The 22,727-nt window shown below is 58.5% G+C and carries 23 protein-coding genes; 9 read left to right on the top strand and 14 right to left on the bottom strand.

Annotated features, from left to right (window positions below):
• Positions 1-71: 71 nt before the first annotated feature.
• From ASF29_RS23255 to ASF29_RS23240, 4 genes are all read left to right on the top strand, one after another.
• Positions 72-1,385 carry a cobyrinate a,c-diamide synthase gene (locus ASF29_RS23255; RefSeq protein ID WP_062453039.1) on the top strand — a complete coding sequence of 438 codons (1,314 nt, stop codon included), beginning with the start codon at positions 72-74 and terminating at the stop codon, positions 1,383-1,385.
• A gap of 104 nt (positions 1,386-1,489) precedes the next feature.
• Positions 1,490-2,386, top strand: a complete 897-nt coding sequence (yghU, locus tag ASF29_RS23250) for a glutathione-dependent disulfide-bond oxidoreductase (protein ID WP_062453038.1) — start codon at positions 1,490-1,492, stop codon at positions 2,384-2,386.
• A gap of 10 nt (positions 2,387-2,396) precedes the next feature.
• Entirely contained in the window at positions 2,397-2,777 is a 381-nt protein-coding gene (locus ASF29_RS23245) for a hypothetical protein (RefSeq protein WP_062453037.1), read from the top strand.
• Positions 2,778-2,880: 103 nt separating this feature from the next.
• Positions 2,881-4,119, top strand: coding sequence for a cytochrome-c peroxidase (locus ASF29_RS23240; protein WP_062453036.1), 1,239 nt, complete (start codon positions 2,881-2,883; stop codon positions 4,117-4,119).
• Here the strand turns inward: ASF29_RS23240 and leuB are convergent.
• From leuB to ASF29_RS23205, 7 genes are all read right to left on the bottom strand, one after another.
• Positions 4,100-5,212: a 3-isopropylmalate dehydrogenase gene (gene leuB, locus ASF29_RS23235; protein ID WP_062453035.1), complete on the bottom strand. Its 1,113-nt coding sequence runs from the start codon at positions 5,210-5,212 to the stop codon at positions 4,100-4,102. The genes ASF29_RS23240 and leuB overlap by 20 nt on opposite strands.
• A gap of 196 nt (positions 5,213-5,408) precedes the next feature.
• A complete protein-coding gene (leuD, locus tag ASF29_RS23230; RefSeq protein WP_062453034.1) occupies positions 5,409-6,014 on the bottom strand; it encodes a 3-isopropylmalate dehydratase small subunit in 606 nt (201 codons plus the stop codon).
• Between the two features lie 152 nt (positions 6,015-6,166).
• Positions 6,167-6,673, bottom strand: a complete 507-nt coding sequence (locus ASF29_RS23225; RefSeq protein ID WP_062453033.1) for a GNAT family N-acetyltransferase — start codon at positions 6,671-6,673, stop codon at positions 6,167-6,169.
• Positions 6,674-6,909: 236 nt separating this feature from the next.
• A complete protein-coding gene (typA, locus tag ASF29_RS23220; RefSeq protein WP_062453032.1) occupies positions 6,910-8,730 on the bottom strand; it encodes a translational GTPase TypA in 1,821 nt (606 codons plus the stop codon).
• A 167-nt stretch (positions 8,731-8,897) separates the two neighbouring features.
• Positions 8,898-9,563: a Fic family protein gene (locus tag ASF29_RS23215; protein ID WP_062453031.1), complete on the bottom strand. Its 666-nt coding sequence runs from the start codon at positions 9,561-9,563 to the stop codon at positions 8,898-8,900.
• A complete protein-coding gene (locus ASF29_RS23210; RefSeq protein WP_062453030.1) occupies positions 9,556-9,735 on the bottom strand; it encodes a hypothetical protein in 180 nt (59 codons plus the stop codon). Before ASF29_RS23210 ends, ASF29_RS23215 begins: the two co-directional genes overlap by 8 nt.
• A gap of 109 nt (positions 9,736-9,844) precedes the next feature.
• A complete protein-coding gene (locus ASF29_RS23205; RefSeq protein ID WP_062453029.1) occupies positions 9,845-11,905 on the bottom strand; it encodes a M3 family metallopeptidase in 2,061 nt (686 codons plus the stop codon).
• A 205-nt stretch (positions 11,906-12,110) separates the two neighbouring features.
• Between ASF29_RS23205 and ASF29_RS23200 the strand changes: the two genes are divergently transcribed.
• The gene (locus tag ASF29_RS23200; protein WP_062453028.1) at positions 12,111-12,581 is read left to right on the top strand and encodes a MarR family transcriptional regulator; all 471 of its coding nucleotides are present in this window, start codon (positions 12,111-12,113) and stop codon (positions 12,579-12,581) included.
• 17 nt (positions 12,582-12,598) lie between these two features.
• The gene (locus ASF29_RS23195) at positions 12,599-13,777 is read left to right on the top strand and encodes a multidrug effflux MFS transporter (protein WP_062453152.1); all 1,179 of its coding nucleotides are present in this window, start codon (positions 12,599-12,601) and stop codon (positions 13,775-13,777) included.
• Positions 13,778-13,823: 46 nt separating this feature from the next.
• Here the strand turns inward: ASF29_RS23195 and ASF29_RS23190 are convergent, their stop codons facing one another.
• Positions 13,824-15,047, bottom strand: a complete 1,224-nt coding sequence (locus ASF29_RS23190; RefSeq protein WP_062453151.1) for an argininosuccinate synthase — start codon at positions 15,045-15,047, stop codon at positions 13,824-13,826.
• Between the two features lie 242 nt (positions 15,048-15,289).
• On the opposite strand from ASF29_RS23190, the gene ASF29_RS23185 reads away from it, so the two are divergent.
• A complete protein-coding gene (locus ASF29_RS23185) occupies positions 15,290-16,144 on the top strand; it encodes an SDR family NAD(P)-dependent oxidoreductase (RefSeq protein ID WP_062453027.1) in 855 nt (284 codons plus the stop codon).
• Positions 16,145-16,248: 104 nt separating this feature from the next.
• A complete protein-coding gene (locus ASF29_RS23180) occupies positions 16,249-16,896 on the top strand; it encodes a LysE family translocator (protein WP_062453026.1) in 648 nt (215 codons plus the stop codon).
• Between the two features lie 308 nt (positions 16,897-17,204).
• On the opposite strand, the gene rplS is transcribed toward ASF29_RS23180, so the two are convergent.
• Positions 17,205-17,750, bottom strand: a complete 546-nt coding sequence (rplS, locus tag ASF29_RS23175; RefSeq protein WP_062453025.1) for a 50S ribosomal protein L19 — start codon at positions 17,748-17,750, stop codon at positions 17,205-17,207.
• Between the two features lie 274 nt (positions 17,751-18,024).
• On the opposite strand from rplS, the gene ASF29_RS23170 reads away from it, so the two are divergent.
• On the top strand, positions 18,025-18,771 hold the full coding sequence (locus tag ASF29_RS23170; RefSeq protein ID WP_062453024.1) for a sulfite exporter TauE/SafE family protein: 747 nt from the start codon (positions 18,025-18,027) through the stop codon (positions 18,769-18,771).
• Here ASF29_RS23170 and trmD read toward each other — a convergent pair.
• The 5 genes from trmD to ffh form a co-directional block, all read right to left on the bottom strand.
• Positions 18,753-19,454, bottom strand: coding sequence for a tRNA (guanosine(37)-N1)-methyltransferase TrmD (gene trmD / locus ASF29_RS23165; protein ID WP_062453023.1), 702 nt, complete (start codon positions 19,452-19,454; stop codon positions 18,753-18,755). The two genes, ASF29_RS23170 and trmD, sit on opposite strands and share 19 nt — an antisense overlap.
• A 1-nt stretch (position 19,455) precedes the next feature.
• Positions 19,456-20,028: a ribosome maturation factor RimM gene (gene rimM, locus ASF29_RS23160; RefSeq protein WP_062453022.1), complete on the bottom strand. Its 573-nt coding sequence runs from the start codon at positions 20,026-20,028 to the stop codon at positions 19,456-19,458.
• 119 nt (positions 20,029-20,147) lie between these two features.
• Complete coding sequence (rpsP, locus tag ASF29_RS23155; protein WP_062453021.1) at positions 20,148-20,525, bottom strand: 30S ribosomal protein S16; 378 nt, start codon at positions 20,523-20,525, stop codon at positions 20,148-20,150.
• Positions 20,526-20,557: 32 nt separating this feature from the next.
• The gene (locus tag ASF29_RS23150) at positions 20,558-20,875 is read right to left on the bottom strand and encodes a chorismate mutase (protein ID WP_062453020.1); all 318 of its coding nucleotides are present in this window, start codon (positions 20,873-20,875) and stop codon (positions 20,558-20,560) included.
• Positions 20,876-20,883: 8 nt separating this feature from the next.
• Positions 20,884-22,461: a signal recognition particle protein gene (gene ffh / locus ASF29_RS23145; RefSeq protein WP_062453019.1), complete on the bottom strand. Its 1,578-nt coding sequence runs from the start codon at positions 22,459-22,461 to the stop codon at positions 20,884-20,886.
• Positions 22,462-22,727: the final 266 nt, after the last annotated feature.

The raw sequence follows: 22,727 nt of genomic DNA, 5'->3' as shown, positions 1-22,727 counted from the left end.
GAGTCTTTTCAGCCCAAGGACTTGGGCTGGCTAGATTCCTGTGACGAGCACAGGAATGAGGGAAGACGGGTATGACGGCGCGGGCGATCATCATAGGCGCACCGCGCTCCGGGTCGGGCAAGACCAGCGTCACTATCGGGCTTCTGCGAGCCTTTGCGCGGCGTGGCGTAAAGGTGCGTGGCATCAAGACCGGGCCTGATTATATCGATCCGGGTTTCCATGCCTTTGCGGCTGGCACGCCGGGGCTCAATCTCGATAGCTGGGCCATGCAGCCGGATTTGCTGCGGCACTTGTTTGCGCAGCAGGCCGAAGACGCAGAACTGCTGCTGATCGAAAGCGCCATGGGTCTGTTCGATGGCATCGTCGTGCCGGAGAACAGAACCGGTTCTGCCGCTGATCTAGCGAGGCTGTTCAGCATTCCCGTGTTGCTGGTGCTGGATGTCTCCGGCCAGTCGCAGACAGCCGCTGCCGTCGCCCACGGCTTTGCCCATTACGATCCGGCAGTCAAAATGTCTGCCGTGGTGTTGAACCGTGGGGGCAGTGAAAGACACCGCACGCTGTGTTCGGACGCCATTGAAAAAATCGGTCTGCCGGTTGCGGGCTGCGTGATGCGCGATCCCTCGCTGGTTCTGCCGGAGCGGCATCTGGGGCTGGTGCAGGCCAGCGAGCATCCGGAAATCGATGCGCATATCGAACGTCTCGCGGATGCGATGGAAAGCTCTATCGATCTTGATGCACTCCTGGCGCTCGCCAGTCCGGTCGATCTATCGCAGGGCTCGGTGGATGCCGCCATTGCGCCGCCCGGTCAGCGCATTGCCTTGGCGCAGGATGCGGCCTTTACCTTTCTCTATCCCCACCTCCAGCGCCACTGGCGTGAAGCGGGGGCCGAGATCATCCCTTTCTCGCCACTGGCAGATGAAGCGCCGGATGAGTCCTGCGACATCTGCTGGCTGCCGGGGGGCTACCCAGAGCTTTACGCAGGACAGCTTGCAGCGGCGCATCGGTTCAAGGCGGGTCTTGACCGGTTTTCACAGACCAAACCGGTCCACGGTGAGTGCGGTGGGTACATGGTGCTGGGTGATGCTTTGGAAGATGCAGATGGCGTCACGCATGCGATGACCGGTCTTTTGTCGCACGCCACCAGCTTTGCCAAACGCAAGATGAACCTCGGCTATCGGCAGGCGACGATATCAGCAGATAGCCCCATCGGGCGTGCTGGTGATGTCCTGCGTGGCCACGAGTTCCACTATGCACGCGTCATCGATCAAGGTCATGATGAAGCCTTTGCGCAGATTGCCGATGGGCAGGGAAAGCCGATTGGTGCGTCCGGCGGCAGACGCGGCTTTGTTACGGGTACGTTTTTTCACGCCATCGCCAAAGGTTGAATTTTTCTCATCGATGATGCGGTGGAGGAATTCCTGGGGGATGCCTATATTGCTTTGGAGTGCTGAACGCTGGCGCTTGATCCATTGAACAAGGACAGATTTTCATGACCGAGAAATCCCCCGAGAATAACTTTCCTGCCGGTTACGAACCAGCCGATGTCTGGGAATGGGAAAAGGGCAATGGCGGTCAGTTCGCCAATATCAATCGCCCGATAGCCGGTCCGACGCACGACAAGGAATTGCCGGTCGGCAAGCATCCGCTGCAGCTCTATTCGCTGGCGACGCCAAACGGCCAGAAGGTCGGCATCATGCTGGAAGAACTGCTGGCCGCAGGCCATACGGGCGCCGAATATGATGCATGGCTGATCAAGATCGGCGATGGCGACCAGTTCGGCTCCGGTTTCGTCAAGGCCAATCCGAATTCGAAAATCCCGGCACTTGTGGATCATTCCACGCCAGAACCGACGCGAGTCTTCGAAAGCGGCTCGATCCTGCTCTATCTCGCCGAAAAATTCGGTGCCTTTCTCCCTAAAGATCACAAGGCACGCACCGAGGCGATCAACTGGCTGTTCTGGCAGATGGCGTCCGGCCCTTATCTGGGCGGCGGCTTCGGCCACTTTTATGCCTACGCGCCTGTTCACATCAAATATGCCATCGATCGTTTTGCCATGGAAGCCAAGCGCCAGCTTGACGTGCTGGACCGCCATCTGGCAGAGAACCAGTATCTGGCCGGTTCGGAGTATTCGATTGCGGATATCGCCGTCTGGCCATGGTATGGCAATCTGGCGCGCGGACAGTCTTATCCGAAGGCCGATGTCTTCCTGGATGTGAAGAGCTACAAGAACCTTCAGCGTTGGGCGGCGGAGATCGCGGAACGTCCGGCCGTCAAGCGGGGTCGCATGGTCAACAAGGCCAATGGCGATCCTTCGGAACAATTGCATGAACGCCACGATGCGTCCGACTTCGATACGAAGACACAGGACAAAATCGGCAAGGCCTAAGGAGAAGAGAATGGCAAACCTGCCCGACATGACCAAACATCGTGGTTTTCCATCCGGCATGCCGAGCACGGGTATTCAATTCACCATACGCCGCGCAAATCCGCGCGGCGTCACTCCCGTCAAATACATTCCCCGCCGCGCCCGCAACGATTCACCGGAACACAAGGTGGATGCGGCCTTTCTGCACGCGCTGTGGCACCACTTCGGCAACGAGCCCTTCGAACGCGGCAATCTGGATGCTGCGCGTCTCAGCCTGCTATTTGGGCGCGAAGTCGTGGCTGCGGAAAAGAATTTCGACCCGATCTCCTATGAGGCGATGCTTGTCATCGATGAGCGAGTGGCGCGGCAGAACTTCCCCGAATCCTTCGAGAACTACTTCCAGATCGACTGAAATCATCCGCTGCGGCAAAGTGGAGCGGGCCCAGAAAGTTTCTGTGCTTTGCCGATTTGAGATGATATAGAGCACGCCAGTTTCATCGATTTCGGCGTCTGCCATGTTCAGGCATATCCTCTGCGTCATCATTGCAAGTGCGTGTCTCCTGCTGCCTGCCGGTATCGGGACGGGCGATGCTGCCCATAGCGGCGAGGATTACGCCACGCTGGAAAAGCTGGGCAAGGCCCTGTTCCACGACAACAACCTGTCCATGAACCGCACAATGTCCTGCTCCACCTGCCATATGGAAGCGGCTGGCTTTACCGATGCGCGCGAGAGCGACAAGGTGGGCCACGATGTTTCGCTGGGCGATGACGGCGGCTCCCTGGGTGATCGCAATGCGCCGAGCGCGGCCTATGCGAAATTCTCGCCACCCTTCGGCAGGAACGCGGCTGGCGAATATGTCGGCGGGCAATTCTGGGACGGGCGCGCATCGTCGCTGGAAGAGCAGGCCGGTGGCCCGCCTTTAAATCCGGTTGAAATGGGCATGCCCGACAAGGCCACTGTCGCCAAGCGGCTGAAGGAAAACCCGGATTACGCCGCAGCCTTCGGCACGCAGTTCGGCAATGATGTCTTCAAGACCGATGATGCCGCCTTTGCGGCGATGAGCAAAGCACTGGCCGCCTTCGAGCGCTCGGACGAGTTTTCGACCTTCGATTCGAAATATGATCGCTTCCTGCGCGGCGAGGAAAAGCTGACCGATCAGGAAGAGCTGGGCCGCGTCTTGATGTCATCGACACAGTTCACCAACTGCAACACCTGTCACGAGATCAAAGGCCCCAATGGGCTTTCCGACGGCATTTTCACGAACCACAAATATTTCAACATCGGCGTTCCCGCCAACAAGGCGGTCAGGGCGGCAAATGGTTCGATGCCCGATGCCGTCGATCTGGGTCTTGCCCAAAACCCCGCCGTTGCGGGCGATCCCGCCCAGCGCGGCAAGTTCAAGGTGCCGACCCTGCGCAATGTCGCTGTCACCGGCCCTTATATGCACAATGGCGTGTTCAAGGATTTGCGCACCGTCGTGCTGTTTTACGTGAAGTACAAAAGCAAGAAGCCCAGCCGTCAGATCAACCCGGAAACGGAGCAGGCGTGGGATACGCCAGAGGTGCCCGAGAATATCGCCATGACGGAACTCACGGCAGCACCGGCGCTGGACGATAAGCGGGTGGATGCCATCGTCGCCTTTTTGAAAACGCTGACAGACAAGCGCTACGAGCATCTCCTGCCGAAAGAAGATGCCGGGCAGGACGCAACGCCCCCTGCCCAGAATGTTTCGATCAGGCCGACAGCGCCTTGAATTCTGCCAGAACCGCGTCGCCCATTTCAGATGTGCTGACCTGACGACTGCCGTCCGCCATGATGTCGGCGGTGCGGATGCCCTTGTCGAGAACATTGGCGATGGCCGTTTCCAGCTTGGTTGCTTCGTCCACCATGTTGAAGGAATAACGCAGGCACATGGCGAATGACGCGATCATGGCGATCGGGTTGGCGACGCCCTTGCCGGCAATGTCAGGGGCAGAGCCGTGTACGGGCTCATACATGGCCTTGCGCTTGCCTGTCTTGGCATCCGGTGCGCCGAGCGAAGCGGATGGCAGCATGCCGAGCGAACCCGTCAACATGGCGGCAACGTCGGACAGCATGTCGCCGAACAGATTGTCGGTGACGATGACGTCGAACTGCTTGGGCTTGCGCACCAGCTGCATGCCACCGGCGTCAGCCAGCATATGCTCCAGCTGAACATCCTTGAACTTTGCCGCGTGGGTTTCGGTAACAACCTGGTTCCACAGAACGCCCGATTTCATGACATTGCGCTTTTCCATGGAGCAGACGCGGTTGCCGCGGGTGCGGGCAAGTTCGAAGGCGACGCTGGCAATGCGCTCGATTTCGAACGTGTCATAGATCTGGGTGTCGATGCCGCGCTTCTGGCCGTTACCGAGATCGATGATCTGCTTCGGCTCACCGAAATAAACGCCGCCGGTCAGTTCACGAACGATAAGAATGTCGAGGCCTTCGACAAGCTCCTGTTTCAGCGAGGATGCGGCAGCCAGCGCCGGGTAGCAGATCGCCGGGCGCAGATTGGCGAAAAGCTCCAGGTCCTTGCGCAAGCGCAGGAGACCGGATTCGGGTCTGACCTCGTAAGGCACACTATCCCACTTGGGGCCGCCGACGGCACCGAACAGAATGGCGTCTGCGGCCAACGCCTTTTCCATATCCGCATCGGAGATGGCCACGCCGTGGGCGTCATAAGCGCTGCCACCAACGAGGCCTTCTTCCGTCTTGAAACCAGCGGCCTTCTCGCTGTTCAGATAATCGATCAGCTTGCGGACTTCCGCCATGGCCTCAGGGCCGATGCCGTCACCGGGCAGCAGGAAAAGCGTGCGCACTGTCATGAAAACCCTCCTTGGCCACACCGCAAGACCGCTGATGGTCTCGAAATGGCGGGCGCGTCAAAAAATCCGTAGTCCCGCAACGTCAATCGCCGCAGGGTGCGGGCTTCTTAACCTTCGCAATGGCCTATTTCAAGGAAGGCAAAAGCCGATTTGGTACGGGAAGCACCAAACCGGCCTTGAATGCGTGCGAAAAGGATCAGGCCCAGGGACGCGCGGAGGCGTTGGTCTTTTCGAAGCCTTCGATGGCGCCGGCATGTTCCAGCGTCAGGCCGATATCATCAAGGCCGTTCAGCATGCAGTGGCGCTTGAACTCATCCAGCTCGAACTTGATCGTGCCACCGTCAGGACCGCTGATTTCGAGATTTTCGAGATCGACGGTCACCACGGCGTTGGAGCCGCGCGATGCGTCATCCATCAGCTTTTCCAGATTTTCCGGACTGACGACGATGGGCAGAATGCCGTTCTTGAAACAGTTGTTGTAGAAGATATCGGCAAAGCTTGTGGAGATCACACAGCGAATGCCGAAGTCCAGCAACGCCCAGGGCGCATGTTCGCGAGATGAACCGCAGCCGAAATTGTCACCAGCGACAAGGATTTGCGCGTTGCGATAGGCGGGTTTGTTCAGCACGAAATCGGGATTGTCGGAACCGTCATCCAGATAGCGTGACTCGGCGAAAAGACCCTTGCCGAGGCCGGTGCGCTTGATGGTCTTGAGGTAATCCTTCGGAATGATCATGTCCGTATCGACATTGACGACCGGCATGGGGGCGGCAACACCCGTCAGCTTGGTGAACTTATCCATCTCTCACTCCGAAATGTTACGACTATAAGCGCAGGTCTTGCACGCTTTAAGCCGCAATAGCGCACAATCGGGAATATTTGAAGGCCAAACAGCGCGCAGTCGGTACACCCCGTTAAAAGACGGCGTGTCGGAAAGCTTGTTTTGACGAAATCTCAGTGCCAGGCGAAGCCGAGCTTGCGCAACTGCACGCCCGCGAAGTCTTCCATGCCTTCCGCCACGTCCTTGCCGCCATGCGAGCGGAAGAAGCGGTTGGCGACATCGCTGTCTTCCAGGCACCAGACGACGACGCCCTTGCAGCCCAGCGATTTCAGCAGGCGTCTTGCCTCTGTAAACAGAACGGACCCGAGGCCCATGCCCTGATATTCGGGGCGCAGATAAATCTCGTAGATTTCGCCATCATAGGGCAGGCCACGGGCGCGGCTGAGGCCAAGGGTGGTGTAGCCGGCAATCACGCCCGCCACTTCCACAACCAGCATTGTGGCAGACCCACGAGCGGCCTTGCGCCACCATGTCTCGTTGCGACGATCCAGCATTTGCCGCAGGGGCTTATGGGGAATGAGACCCGCATAGGCCTGCTGCCACGACGATCTGTGCGCATCGGAAATGGCGTGCGCATCGTCCGGCTCTGCTCGGCGAATGTCTATGGATAACGTTTTCATAACGCGATTCTGACCCCGGCGGAGAAAACTTACCAGCCATAAAGGTTAACGGCTTGAAGCTTACCCACAGCCTATTCATGTGGATGAAGGGTAAAAATTAACGCTATATTTACCATTGAGGCAAGCCGCATGCGACTCAAGCCCCAAATAAAACGGTGAGACGGTTAACGCGCAGCCGCAAATAAAAAACCCGGCGCAATGGCCGGGTTTTCCAAATTCAGAAATGATGCCGAATATCAGCCGGCAAGCTTTGCCTTGTCGAAACGCTTGCGGTCGTTGGCGTCCAGGAACATCTTGCGCAGACGGATGGACTTTGGCGTCACTTCCATCAGTTCGTCGTCCTGAATCCACGACAGGGCGCGGTCCAGCGTCATGCGGATCGGCGGCGTCAGCTTGACGGCTTCGTCCTTGCCGGCAGCGCGGATGTTGGTCAGCTGCTTGCCCTTGAGAACGTTGACCTCAAGGTCGTTGTCGCGGGTGTGAATGCCGATGATCATGCCAGCATAAACCTTTTCGCCGGGCTCGATCATCATCGGGCCGCGATCTTCCAGGTTGAACATGGCGTAGGCAACGGCTTCACCGGCACCGTTCGACAGCAGAACGCCGTTGACGCGACCACCGATAGCGCCCTTGAACGGCTGGTAGTCGTGGAACAGACGGTTCATGATCGCCGTGCCGCGTGTGTCTGTCAGCAGTTCGGACTGGTAGCCGATAAGGCCACGGGTCGGTGCGAGGAACTTCAGGCGAACACGGTTGCCGCCGGATGGGCGAAGCTCGGTCATTTCTGCCTTACGCTCGGACATCTTCTGAACGACGATACCAGAATGCTCTTCATCGACGTCGATGACGACTTCTTCGATCGGCTCGATGGTCTGGCCGCTCTCGTCCTTCTGCATGACGACGCGTGGACGCGACACGGCAAGCTCGAAGCCTTCGCGACGCATGGTCTCGATCAGAACGGCAAGCTGCAATTCGCCACGACCGGACACGAAGAACGAATCCTTGCCTTCGGCTTCTTCGATCTTCAGCGCAACGTTGCCTTCGGCTTCCTTGTAGAGACGGTCGCGGATAACGCGCGATGTCACCTTGTCGCCTTCGGTGCCAGCCAGCGGGCTGTCGTTGACGATGAAGGACATCGTAACCGTTGGCGGATCGATTGGCTGTGCAGTCATCGCTTCGGTAACGGAAGGATCACAGAACGTGTCGGCAACCGTGCCCTTGGACAGGCCAGCGATAGCAACGATGTCGCCCGCATGGGCCTCTTCGATGGCCGTGCGCTCGATACCGCGGAATGCGAGGATCTTGGAAATACGACCGGTTTCGATGGTCTTGCCATCCTGGCCCAGAACCTTGACGGCCTGGTTCGGCTTGATCGAGCCGGAAGCGATACGACCGGTGATGATGCGGCCGAGGAAGGGGTTGGCTTCGAGGATCGTGCCGATCAGACGGAAGGGACCTTCTTCGACAGTCGGCTCAGGCACGTGCTTGAGGACGAGGTCGAGAAGTGGTGCGAGACCGTCTTCCTTCGGACCTTCAGGATTGACGTTCATCCAGCCATCGCGACCGGAACCGTAAAGGATCGGGAAGTCGAGCTGCTCGTCGGTGGCATCGAGGTTCGCGAAAAGGTCGAATACTTCGTTGATGACCTCTTCATGGCGGCCATCGGGACGGTCGATCTTGTTGATCGCGACGATAGGCTTGAGGCCAACCTTGAGAGCCTTGGAGACCACGAACTTGGTCTGTGGCATTGGGCCTTCGGACGAGTCGACCAGAACGATCGCGCCGTCCACCATCGACAGAATACGCTCGACTTCACCACCGAAGTCGGCGTGGCCGGGGGTGTCGACGATGTTGATACGAACACCCTTCCACTCGACCGACGTCGCCTTGGCCAGAATGGTGATGCCGCGTTCTTTTTCCAGGTCGTTACTGTCCATGACGCGCTCCGCAACGCGCTGGTTTTCGCGGAACGAACCGGACTGTTTCAGAAGCTCGTCAACGAGCGTCGTTTTGCCATGGTCAACGTGCGCGATAATCGCGATGTTGCGAATTGCCATTGTTCAATATCTCTGAAGTTGGGGCGTCATATCTTGGATGCGCCAATTTAGTCTGGCGGGCCTATAACCTTTTTTTTGCAAATGCGAAAGGGGGCTTGTGACATAAGCCCTCTGCGATCAGGTTCTAGCTGAGAAACATGACAGAGTTTCGAATGCGGAAAAAAGTGTTAAAGAAACGACTTTCCGGTCGCAGTCTCCAAGACGCCAGCAAGTTGCTTCGCCAACATGCCTTCAAGCAATGCTTCCATCTCGGATAAATCATAGGGGCCTTCCAGAGGACTAAGGTCGGCATGCTCAAGCGCAGAAAAATACGGGCCTCTGTTGTCTACGATTTGATCGGGGATCGTGTTCTTGCCGGGAAGCAAGAGGCCTAGCTTTATCGACAGAACGAGATAGGACACCATTCGCGACGTCCGGCCATTACCGTCACTGAATGGGTGAATCCAGTTCAAGCGCCACATGATAAATGATGACAAATGGACGGCGGTAGATTCAGTCCAGTGATCATTCACGTAATCGCACATGTCTTCGACAAGTTCAGGCACGCGAAATGCGTCTACGGGCTTATGTCTGCTTCCCTGTATTTCAACGGAAGCAGGACGAAAATTGCCGGCGTAATTGCTGATGCCTTGCAAAGCCTCTCGGTGAAGACTGAGGATTGTCGAAGGCCGCAGCTTCCATTTCCCTTGCTTGTCCAAGGCATCGACAATCATATTGCGCGCAAGATCGAACTGAAGCAGCCCATTAAGGGCTTCAGCCTCGGCTTGCTTCAGCGGGTCGGTGATAACCGGTGCCTCGCTTGCAACGCTATGACGCCGTATTCCGTCAGTCATTCTTCTTGTTCGCCATCTCGTCTGCGATGCGATCAACCATATCCCGCGTAATCAGCTCATTTTCGAAATGTGTATTTCCATAGGCAAAGCTCCGCCGTTGCATCTCGATGTCTTGGCGTGTTTGCGGAACGTTCTTCGCAGCCTCAATCAGCTTTTTCAGAGGTTCGTTCAAGTCGTTCTCCTAGGTATGCGTGTAAGCGCTATTATATCGCACATGCTGACACTCACAATGTAGCGTTCATGATGACGAGATAAAATTGTGTCGGGCTGGAGAAATCCCCTTACACCAGTCCGCGCTTTTCCAGCATTGCATCCGGGCTCGGCATCTTGCCGCGAAATGCCTTGTAGGTCTCTTCCGGATCGATCGAACCGCCGACGGAATAGATGTTGTCCTTCAGCTTGCGCGCCATATCCGCATTGAAGGGGTCGCCGGTTTCCTCGAAGGCTGCGAAGGCATCGGCGTCCAGGACCTCGGACCACACGTAGGAATAGTAGCCCGCCGAATAGCCATCGCCGGAAAAGACGTGCTGGAAATGCGGGGTGGCGTGGCGCATGACGATGGATTTCGGCATGTCGAGCGAGATGAGAACCTCGGCCTGAACGGCCATCGGATCGGCAACGGTACCGCGTGTGTGAAACGCCATATCGACCAGTGCCGAGGAGGTGAATTCGACCGTGTTGAAACCGGCATTGAAGGTTTGGGCTGCCAGAACCTTGTCCAGCAGCGCCTTTGGCATCGGTGCACCTGTCTCGTAGTGCAGGGCGTATGTCTCAAGGATTTCCGGCACGGTCAGCCAGTGTTCGTAAAGCTGCGACGGCAGTTCCACGAAGTCGCGCGAAACCCCTGTGCCCGATACCGAGGGGTAGGTCACGTTGGACAGCATGCCGTGCAGCGCGTGGCCGAATTCGTGAAACAGCGTGCGTGCATCGTCCAGAGACAAGAGAGCAGGCTTTCCTTCGGAAGGCTTGGCAAAATTGCAGACATTGTAGATGATCGGCAATTCGCCTGCCGTGCCATTCTTCAGCGGCAGCTTGTGCTGCGACTGGAATGAACTCATCCATGCGCCAGACCGCTTCGAAGGGCGGGCGAAGAAATCGGCGAGGAACATGGCGACGAGATCGCCCTTGTCATCGCGAATTTCGAAGGTCCGTACATCGGGGTGATAGGCTGTGACGTCTTTCAGTTCGATTGCTTTGATGCCGAACAGTCTGTGCGCCACATCGAAGCAGGCTTCGATGATTTTTTCCATTTGCAGATAGGGCTTCAGCTCGGCTTCGGAGAAGCTGAATTTCTTTGCGCGAAGTTTTTCGGCGTAATGACGCCAGTCCCATGGCATGACGTCGTGGTTCTTGCCCTCATCGGCAATCACCTCGGCCAGTTCAGCTTCTTCTTCGCCTGCGCGGGCAACGGCCTTATCCCAAACCTGCATCAGCAGCGTGTTCACCGCGTCTGGCGTCTTCGCCATGGTATTGTCCAGCTTGTAGGCGGCAAAATTGTCGTAGCCCAGAAGCTTTGCCTTTTCATCGCGCAGTTCCAGCGTGCGTTTCACCGTATCGCGATTGTCGGTTTCGCCACCGTTTTCACCGCGTGCGACCCACGCTTTGAAGGCTTGCTCGCGCAGATCGCGGCGTTCGGAAAATGTCAGGAACGGCTCGATGATCGAGCGGGAAAGGGTCACGGCGAATTTGCCCTCTTCGCCATGTTCGCGCGCAGCACCAGCCATGGCATCGCGCAGAAAGCCGGGAATGCCCGCAAGCTCTTCATCGGAAGACAAAAGCAGTTTCCAGCTTTTCTCGTCGGCCAGAACGTTCTGTCCGAATTTTGCTCCGAGACCGGCAAGTTCTTCATTGATGGCGGCAAGCCGCTCCTGATGGTCCTTTTCCAGTTTCGCGCCAGAGCGCACGAAGCCCTTCCAATGCCGTTCCAGAACGCGCAGTTCCTCGCCCGTCAGGCCAAGCTCATCGCGTTTTTCCCAGAGCGTATCGACGCGCTTGAACAGCGCTTCATTCATGCTGATCTTGGAGTAATGTCGCGACATTTTCGGCGCGATCTCGCGTTCGAGCGCCTGAATGGCCGGATTGGTATGCGCGCCTGCCTTGTTCCAGAACAGCGCGGATACCCGCGACAGGGCATCGCCAGCGATTTCAAGCGCAATGATGGTGTTGGCGAAGCTCGGTTCTTCGGTGCTCTCAGCAATCTCGTTGATTTCGGCGTCATGCGAGGTCAGCGCCGCATCGAAAGCGCCAGCAAAATCCTCGTCGCGGACCTGTTCAAACCGGGGCAGACCATTTTTTCCATTCCATTCTGTCAAGGATGGGTAGAGCGTGGCGGTGGAAGTCATGGTCAAGTCCTCATGCAGATGCGATTTGCAACCATATGGGCATGGCTGCGGCCACGTTTCAATATGGTCGGATCAACAAGATGGGTTGCTTGCTTTACTGCTGTGGGCGCAAAACTATTTCCGCGCAGGCCTGTGGGCGTGGGCAGCAAGCCTTGCCAGCAAGGTTGGAATTTTTAATAAGAGAGCCTTACGAACAAGGCGCGCCATGAACACGTCCCTCGAAAAAGAATCACTGGCCTTCCTGCTCAACAGCAGTGCGCGGTTTCTCAACAGCGTCTTTGAGCGGCGTATCGGTGAGGCTGGGCTTGGGCTGACGCCGGGGGAGGCGCGCGCGCTTTTGACGGTCGCCGCCATCGATGGCAGCAAACAGGCCGATATTGCCAGCCGCATCGGGCTCGAGCCGATGACGGTCTGCACCTATCTCGACAAGCTGGAATCGCTCGATCTGGTAGAGCGTCGACCGAACCCCGATGATCGCCGCTCCAAATGCATTTATCTCACCCAGGCTTCATCGGACCTGCTCGTCGCCATTCGCCGCGAGGTGGATAGCCTCATCGTTCAGGCGACCGATGGTTTCGATGAGAACGATCTGTCCAAATTTCACACTCTCCTGACGATCCTGCAGAAAAACCTGCAGATGGCGGCGAGCGACAAAAGCAAGCAGATCTCGCAATGACCCAAGGCCACCCTCCGATGACGGTGCGACGCACTGCCATTCTCGGCGCGATGCTGACCTCGCTCGGGCCGGTGTCGATGGCGATCTATACGCCCGCCATGCCGGAACTCGTCAGAGCCTTTGCGACGACCGAATCTGCCATCAAGATGAGCCTGACGCTCTATTTCGGCGGTTTCGCCGTGGCCCAACTCGTGTCCGGCGCTATGTCGGATGCTTTCGGTCGACGCAAGGCGACCATCCTGTTTTTGCTGATCTATCTGGCAGGCGGCGCTCTTGCAGCTTTTGCGCCCAGTGTCGGGGTTCTGCTGGCGGCCCGTCTCATTCAGGGTATTGGCGCATCCGTCGGGGTTACCGTTGCCCGGGCTGTCGTGCGTGACCAGTTCAGCGGCCCGCAGGCCACGGCCATCTTGAACCTCATCGGCATCATGCTGGCGGTCGGCCCGGCGGCTGGGCCGACGATTGGCGGCCTGTCTTTGCTGGCCTTCGGCTGGCAATCGGTCTTTGTGCTGATGCTCGCCTTCGGGCTGATATCGGTCACAGCCGTCATTTTATGTCTTCGTGAGACGACGGTGCCGGACCCTAGCCGTCTGCGGCCATCCCGCCTGCTCAGCGCTTATGGAGAGCTTCTGGCGTCACCGCGTTTCCTGCTTTCGGCGCTGGTGCTGGGCGGATCTGTCGGGGCCCTCTACGCGCAATCCACCATGCTGCCCTTCGTCCTCATCAACGAGGTCGGATTATCGCCAACCGCCTTTGGTGTGGGTATGTTGATGCAATCGGGCGCCTATTTTTTGGGGTCTATCGCCCTGCGTTTCATCGCGCGCAGGATTGGCGACCGTCGCTCGGCGGTGATGGGTCTTTGCATGTCGGCAACAGGTGGGGTGCTGATCTTTCTCTCGGTCCACCTCATCTCGCCTTCGTTTCTCTCGATCATGGGGCCGGTTGCGGTCGCGACCTTCGGGCTTGCACTGTTGACGCCCTACATCATCACGGCGGGCATGGGCCCGTTTCCGCATATTGCCGGATCGGCATCGGCCATGATGGGTTTTATCCAGATGAGTGCGGGATTTCTGGCGGGTGTCGCCGCCTCGCTGCTCGGTTCGCCACTCACGAGTTTTGGCACGATTATTCCCTTGATGGAACTGAGTGCGGTGGCGAGTTACATCGGCTTCGTCATTCTGTCGCGCAGGCAGACATGAAAAAGCCCCGGAGGTCCGGGGCTTTCAAGATCGGTTTCAGCAAGTCTTACTTGCCGTAATTGCGCTTGGCCAGCGTGCGCAGGCGCAGCGCATTGAGCTTGATGAAGCCTGCTGCATCCTTCTGGTCATAAGCGCCCTGGTCGTCCTCGAAGGTGACCAGCTTGTCGGAATAGAGCGACTTTGCCGATTCGCGACCGGTGACCATGACGTTGCCCTTATAGAGCTTCAGCGTCACTTCGCCTTCCACATGCTCCTGGCTCTTGTCGATCAGGGCCTGCAGCATTTCGCGCTCTGGCGAGAACCAGAAGCCGTAATAGATCAGCTCGGCGTAGCGCGGCATGATCTCGTCCTTGAGGTGGGCTGCACCCCGGTCGAGCGTGATGCTCTCGATGGCGCGGTGGGCGGCCAGGAGGATGGTGCCACCGGGTGTTTCGTAAACGCCGCGGGACTTCATGCCAACATAGCGGTTCTCGACCAGATCGAGGCGGCCGATGCCGTTGTCACGACCGTAATCGTTGAGCGCTGCCAGCAATGTCGCAGGCGACATTTCGACGCCATTGATGGAGCAGGCGTCACCGTTGCGGAAACCAACCTTGATCGTGGTTGCCTTGTCAGGCGCTGCTTCCGGCGAAATCGTGCGCATATGCACGTATTCTGGCGCTTCGACCGCCGGGTCTTCCAGAACCTTGCCTTCGGAGGACGAGTGCAGCAGGTTGGCATCGACGGAGAACGGTGCTTCGCCCTTCTTGTCCTTGGCAACCGGGATCTGGTGCTGTTCGGCAAAGTTCAAAAGATCGGTACGGCTCTTGAACGTCCAGTCACGCCATGGGGCGATGATCTTGATATCGGGGTTCAGCGCATAGGCCGAAAGCTCGAAACGAACCTGGTCGTTGCCCTTGCCGGTCGCGCCGTGGGCGATGGCATCTGCGCCGGTCTTCTTGGCGATGTCGATCAGGTGCTTGGAAATCAGCGGGCGGGCAATCGAGGTGCCCAGCAGATAGACGCCTTCATAGACGGCATTGGCGCGGAACATCGGGAAGACGAAATCGCGCACGAATTCCTCGCGCACATCCTCGACGAAGATTTCCTTGATGCCCAGCATCTCGGCCTTCTTGCGTGCGGGCTCCAGCTCTTCGCCCTGTCCGAGGTCGGCGGTGAAGGTCACCACCTCCGCATTCAGTTCGGTCTGAAGCCATTTGAGGATAATGGAAGTATCGAGCCCGCCGGAATAGGCGAGAACGACTTTCTTTACGTCTTTCGGGAGTGCCATCAGTGAAATCCATTTGCGTGCCGGCGACATTTGGATATCGCCATTTCCTTGGGATTTCGGCACTTTTAGCGAGTTTATCGGCGGGCGCAACAAAAATGCAAAACGAGGCGCGGATGGAACGCCTTCATCGTCATGTGACTTAGAGGGATAAAAATACTAAACTTCCACCGCGTCAGTAGAGCGCATGGTTCCATGGGACGTCACTGCCGGAGATTTGAAGCGGCAGCGAAAAGGAGAAACCAATGACGATACTTCACCACGCATTCACGAAGGACAATGTTGCCGTCGTCACCGGCGCGGCATCTGGCATCGGCCTTGCCGCCGCGCGTAAATTCGCCGGTTTCGGCATGAGCGTCGTGCTGGTTGACCTCGATGGCGAGAAACTGGCTGCGGTACAAAGCGAGATCGCTGCACTTGCCGAAAACGGCAATGAGCAGATCGTTTCCATCCCGACCGACGTTTCGAAAATCGATGAGCTGGAAGCGTTGGAGCGCGCCGTTATCCAGCGGTTCGGGCGTGTCCATGTGTTGATGAACAATGCCGGTGTGCAGCCCGGCAGCGCCATTTTCGGACCGCAGGCCAACTGGGAGAAGGTCTTCGGCGTCAATCTGATGGGCGTCGTCAATGGCAGCCGTGTGTTCGGTTCCGGCATGCTGGCCCACGGCAAACCGGGCCTCATCATCAACACCGGCTCCAAGCAGGGCATCACCACCCCGCCGGGCGATCCGGCCTACAATGTGTCCAAGGCGGGCGTCAAAGCCTTTACCGAAGCCCTGGAATATGAGCTCAGAAACGCCTCCAACGGCAATATCTCCGCGCATCTTCTCATTCCCGGCTTTGTCTTCACCGGCCTTACCGCCAATGGCCGGACGGAAAAGCCATCTGGCGCATGGACGCCCGAGCAGACGGTGGATTTCATGGTCGAGAGCATCGGCAAGGGCGATTTCTACATTCTGTGCCCGGATGGCGAAGTGGACCGCAAGACGGATGAAAAACGCATCCTGTGGGCGGCAAATGATATCGTTGAAAATCGCCCGCCATTGTCGCGCTGGCATGAGGATTACAGCAACGACTTCAAATCCTTCCTGAACAGCTGATATGCCTGCCGCGCCCTCGGGCGCGGCATTCTTTCGTTTGGCTTGGCAGGCTGAGGAAACCGCGTTATGAACATGCATCAAACCCTTGCGAGTGTGGTGCCGCCGTGGATTTTCTGCCCAGCCTGCCGACCCTGATTGCCTTTACCATCGCCATCCTGCTTCTGGCGGTTACCCCCGGCCCCGATATGACGCTGTGGATCAGTCGCTCCTTGCGTGAAGGGCGCACCTCCGGCTTCATGACGCTGGTGGGCACCAATCTGGGCATTACAGTGCACACGATGCTTGTCGCCTTCGGCGTGGCAGCCCTGATCGTGGCATCACCGACGGCCTTTCTGGTGCTGAAAACCGGTGGCGCGGCCTATCTGGTTTGGCTTGCCATTCAGGCCATCCGCAAAGGCTCGAATTTCGTCATGGAGCGTCCCAAGGAGCAAAAGGCGAAGGCGTCCAAGAAGTCGGCGCTGCTCAATGGTCTGTGGGTCAATCTGCTCAATCCCAAAGTCATCATCTTCTTCATGACATTCCTGCCTCAATTCGTCAGTGCGTCCGACCCGCATGTCACGGGAAAACTGATTTTCCTCGGGTTCTGGTCCATCCTCGTCGCGCTACCCATCGGTATCGGCATCGTCATGGCGGCAGATGGCCTGTCCGGCTGGCTTCAGCGCAACCGAAAGGTCCTGCGCGGGCTGGACTATTCCATCGCAGGCGTCTTCTCTCTCTTTGCCGTGAAGATTTTCCTGACGCAGGCGAAGTAGGAATTCTCAACGCCACCCTCTTTGGGCGTCTGTCCCGATTGGCAAACCAAACAAATTGTCCACGCTTGCTAGGGAGTGACGAGCGCACCACACCCTGTTGCCGTCATCCTCGGGCTTGACCCGAGGATGACGGCAGTGGCGTAGCCACGTTCATTCCTGATTTTCTGGTAGCCTGATAACTCGACCATCAAAACCGAACAGCAGTCGGCCTCACCGGGACGAGCGTAATCAATCATCGCCTCGCCAGCACCAAACGAAAAAAGGCGGCCCGAAGACCGCCTTTAAGACATTCCCGATGACGGGAAATATTATTCAGCTGCGCCTTCAGCGGCCTTTGCTGCTGCGGCTTCTTCAGCTGCCTTGGCTTCAGCAGCTTCTGCTGCGGCCTTCTCAGCGGCCAGAGCCTGTGCTGCTGCAACCTTTTCAGCTTCGATACGTGCCTTTTCTTCGGCAGCAGCCTGACGCTCAGCGTCGTTGAGCTTACGGGCGCGAACGCCGGTGTCTTCAACGATACGGGCAGACTTGCCGCGACGGTCGCGCAGGTAGTAGAGCTTCGCGCGACGGACCTTACCGCGGCGAACGATTTCAACGCCTTCAACCAGCGGCGAGTAAACCGGGAATACGCGCTCTACGCCTTCGCCGTAGGAGATCTTGCGAACGGTGAAGCTTTCGTTGAGGCCACCGCCGGAACGGGCGATAACGACGCCTTCGTATGCCTGTACGCGGGTACGGTTGCCTTCCGTTACGCGTACGTTGACGCGAACGGTGTCACCTGGGGAGAATTCTGGAAGCGTACGCTTGGCTTCGATCTTGGCAGCCTGTTCGGCTTCCAGCTGTGCGATAATGTTGGTCATATTAACCTCTGATTTCTTCTGAAACAGCCAGAGCGCTCAACTGTCATCCCTTGAAACCTTGTCTCGGGACCATGCCTTGCGGCAGGAGCGGGTTCACCATTCTTTGCTTGCGGTTAAAGGGGTAAACCCCAGTTCCACGCGGGCCATTACAGCAAGACGACGCATTTGTCATCCCTCTTGTGACATTATTTTGTCGGTCGCTGCCTGATTGTCGTCCACCGCGTCACCGGATATGGAGGATCGGGGCGCTCTCAATGACGCGCCGGGAGGGGCCATGTCTGTGTTCATCATTCTGCTGCTGCTTGCCAGCGGCTTTCTGTCCGGTGCGGTCAACGCCATCGCAGGCGGCGGCACGTTTCTGACCTTCGGGGCCATGACGATTGCCGGCATCGCGCCGATTTCGGCCAACGCCACCTCCTCCATCGTGCAGTTTCCCGGCTACGTCACTTCGGTCATCGCCTACTGGCCGGAAATCCGCGCTCACTGGAAAGGTGCCATCGTTCTCGCCATTCTTTCCATCGCCGGATCGACCGCAGGCGCGCTGCTGCTTCTGTCGCTGGACAACCCGGCCTTCCGCCAACTCGTGCCATGGCTTCTGCTTGCCGCCACGCTTTTGTTTGCCGCAGGTCCTTGGCTGCGCCCGCGCACCAGCGCCGAGCGCTCTCCCGGCAATGCCGCAAGCCTCACCGGCCAGTTCTTCACATCCATCTATGGCGGCTTCTTCGGCGCGGGCATGGGCATCATGATGCTGGCCGTGCTGGGCCTCACATCCGGCGGCACCTATCATCACCTCAACGCGCTGAAAAACCTGCTGGCGGTGGTCATCGCCGCCGTTGCCATCGTCGTCTTCGTCGGCGGCGGCGTGGTGGCATGGCCTTCCGCGCTGATCATGATCCCGGCATCTGCCCTCGGCGGCTACAGCGGCGTCTATATCGCCCGCCGCGTCCCGCAATGGATCGTCCGCGCCCTGGTGATCTCGGTGGGGCTGTTACTCTCGGTCTATTATTTCGTCTCGGCCTGATTTGGCTTCACAAGGAGGTCGGGGCGGCGCTCTTTCGTCAGCGCCAGCGCCTGTTCATGCCGCCATGTGTCGATGGCCTTGTGGTTGCCGGAGGTCAGAACGGCGGGAATATCGCGCTCCTCCCACACCTGCGGGCGGGTGTAGTGCGGATGCTCCAGCAATCCGCCCTCGAAGCTCTCATGCACGCCCGAGAGGTCGTTGCCCATAACACCGGGCAGAATGCGCACCACGGCATCCAGCAGCGTCAGCGCCGCCGGCTCGCCACCGGATAGGATGTAGTCGCCGATGCAGACCTCTTCGAGATCGCGCGCATCGATCACCCGCTGGTCCACGCCCTCGAAGCGACCGCAGATAATGATGACGCCGTCACCGGCGGCAATCTCGCGCACCCGCTCCTGTGTGAGTGGTCGCCCACGCGGGCTCATCAGCAGGCACGGACGTGTATCGTCCGTCGAGACGGCATCGATGGCCGCCGCCAGCACATCCGGCTTCAGCACCATGCCCGCACCGCCACCGGCGGGCGTGTCATCCACGCTGCGGTGCTTGTCGGTGGCGAAGTCACGGATTTGCACCGGCTCGATCTGCCATTGGCCGCGCTCCAGCGCCTTGCCCGCCAGCGAATGGCCCAGATGACCCGGAAACATGTCCGGGTAGAGCGTCAGCACGGTTGCCTTGAATGTCATGTTAGTTTTTCTTGCCGAAGATCGGATGATCCGGGTCATCCTTGCCATCTTCGGGATTGTCGATCAGCCCGGCAGCCAAGGGGTCGATCAGGATTTTGCCGCCTTCAAGGTCGATTTCCAGAACCGCAGCCTCGGAAAAGGGAATGAGCGCGGGACGGCGGCCAGCGCCTTTCAGCTCCAGCAGATCGCCTGCGCCGAAATCGTGCACAGCGCTGACGGAGCCATAACTCTTGCCCTCGGCATCGACGGCTTCCAGCCCTTCCAGATCGGTATAGTAGAATTCGTCTTCGTCCAGACCGTCGTCGGGCAGGTTATCGCGCTCGATGAACAGTTCGACCCCGTTCAGAGCTTCCGCCGCGTTGCGGTCGTTGATGCCGCGAAAACGCACGATGACCACGGTCTTGGCTTCGCGTATCTCGAGAATTTCGAAAACCCGGCCATCCGCGGAAACCAGATTGCCGTAATCGCCGAGCGCCGTCGGATCGTCCGTAAACGAGCTGACCCGCACCTCGCCACGCAGCCCCTGCGCCGCGCCGATCTTGGCCATGAGAATGGGGTTTTCCAGCTTTGCCATCGGTCGTCCGTTTCGGTGTTCGTCTTTAAAATCTATGTACGGCATGTCGCCGTCAAAATAAACATAAACGGGTGGCGCGGAAATCCACGCCACCCGTTTCATAACCGTGCAAGCCGGAATTATTCGGCAGCAGATGCTTCTGCGGCAGCAGCAGCGGCGTCGTCAGCCTTCTGCTTCTTCTCGGCAACGCGCTCGAGAGCCTTCTTGCCTGGCTTTGCCTTTTCAGGGTTGCTGCGGGCGTCGCGGGTTGCGATGCCGGCTTCTGCGAGGAAGCGCAGAACGCGGTCTGTTGGCTGTGCGCCCTTGGCAATCCATTCCTTGACGAGGTCGCCGTTGATCTGGATGCGATCAGCGTTGTCCTTGGCAAGCATCGGGTTCCAGGAACCGACCTTCTCGAGGAAACGGCCGTCGCGTGGCGAACGGGCGTCAGCAACGACGATCTGGTAGTACGGGCGCTTCTTGGAACCACCGCGTGCGAGACGAATTTTCAGTGCCATGTTGTTTCTCCTTATAATGGCTTGTCCGCCGGTCAGGCGGTCTTGTCGGTGCCGTTGTGTTCAGCGGCAATTGCTTCATGATGCCGGATGACTTCCTTGATGATGAAGTTTAAAAACTTCTCAGCAAAATCCGGGTCCAGATCGGCGTCCTTTGCCAGACGGCGCAGACGTTCGATCTGGTATTCCTCGCGCGCCGGGTCTGCCGGCGGCAATTCGTGGGTTGCTTTCAAAACGCCAACCGCCTTGGTGCGTTGGAACCGTTCGGCCAGCATGTGCACCAGCGCCGCATCGATATTGTCGATGGACTGGCGATATTGCGAAAGTTGGGCCTTTATCTCTGCATCGGTCATGCCAGCTCTCACTTCTTCTTGCCAAAACCGGGCAGGCCGGGAAGACCACCGAGACCGGGCAGCTTCGGTCCGCCCAGACCGGGAAGACCGGGCATTCCGCCCATGCCACCAAGGCCCGGCGGCAGTCCGCCGCCCTTGCCGAGACCGGCGGCTTCCGCCTGCTTTTGAAGCGCTTCCAGCTGCTTGGGGTCCATATTGGCCAGATCAGGCATGCCGCCCATTCCGCCGCCAAGGCCCATCTTGCCCGCAAGGCCGCCCATCATCTGTTTCATGATGCCGCCCTTGCCCTTGCCGCCCATGGCTTTCATCATGTCGGCCATGCCGCGATGCATCTTGAGCAGCTTGTTGATTTCAGCCGCATCCGTGCCGGAACCGGCAGCGATGCGCTTCTTGCGGCTGTGTTTCAGAATATCCGGGTTGGCGCGCTCGGCCTTGGTCATGGAAGAGATGATGGCGATCTGGCGGTCGAACATCTTGTCGTTCAAACCCGACGCCGCCATCTTGTCCTTCATGCCCGCCATGCCGGGCATCAGGCCCATAATGCCGCCCATGCCGCCCATTTTCTTCATCTGACCCAGCTGGTCGGCCAGATCGTTCAGATCGAACTTGCCGGACTGCATCTTCTTGGCCATCGCCGCGGCTTTTTCCGCATCGATGTTTTCAGCAGCCTTTTCGACCAGCGAAACAATGTCGCCCATGCCCAGAATTCGGTCGGCGATACGGCGCGGGTGGAACTCGTCCAGCTCGCCCATGCGCTCGCCGGTGCCGATCAGCTTGATCGGCTTGCCGGTCACGGCACGCATCGAAAGCGCTGCGCCGCCACGGCCATCACCGTCCATACGGGTCAAGACGAGGCCGGTAATGCCGACGCGCTCATCGAAGTTGCGCGCCAGATTGACGGCGTCCTGACCGGTCAAGCTATCCGCGACCAGCAGGATTTCATGCGGCTTGGCGTTTTTCTTGATATCCGCCATTTCCATCATCAACGGCTCGTCGATGTGGGTACGACCGGCGGTATCGAGGATCACGACATCATGGCCGCCGAGCTTGGCCGCCTGCACGGCGCGCGAAGCGATATCGGTCGGCGATTGTCCAGCAATGATCGGCAGCGTATCGACGCCGGTCTGAACGCCGAGCTGGCGCAACTGCTCCTGCGCTGCCGGACGACGCGTGTCGAGAGATGCCATCAGCACCTTCTTCTTGTCGCGGTCGGTCAGGCGCTTGGCAATCTTGCCGGTGGTCGTCGTCTTACCCGAACCCTGCAGACCCACCATCATGATGACGACGGGGGCAGCCGCATGCAGGTCGATGGCCACGCCTTCGGAGCCCAGCATCTCGACCAACTCGTCATGGACGATCTTGACGACCATCTGGCCGGGCTTGATGGCTTTGAGAACCGAGGCGCCGACGGCCTTTTCACGCACCTTGTCGGTAAAGGACCGCACGACTTCCAGCGCCACGTCCGCTTCCAGAAGCGCACGGCGAACCTCGCGCAGGGCCGCCGTCACATCGGCTTCCGAAAGCGCGCCACGGCCGGTCAGTCCATTCAGAATGGAGCCAAGGCGGTCCTGGAGGTTTTCAAACATCGCGTCATCCTTCTTCGTTTCGGGGTCACCGAAACGTCGGTTCTTTTGCTGTCAAAAACAAGACGCCCGGCAAAGGGCATAGCCAAAAAGCACCCGAGGGCGCATCGCGCTGTCGGATGTTTGCCTCCGGGATCATCTATACCTTGCGGGTCCCGGTCGGCGGCTGCGGTCATGAAACTGCCAGCTGATGGGCGCGGGTAAACAGGAAAAGGCGGCAAGAGTCAAGCCAAAGCTGGCTTTTGCCGTTCCGGCTGCTGTCGTCCGCG

The sequence above is a fragment of the Rhizobium sp. Leaf262 genome, from assembly GCF_001422245.1.
In the GTDB taxonomy this organism is placed as follows: Bacteria; Pseudomonadota; Alphaproteobacteria; order Rhizobiales; family Rhizobiaceae; genus Agrobacterium.
This window is presented reverse-complemented; position numbering and strand designations above follow the sequence as displayed.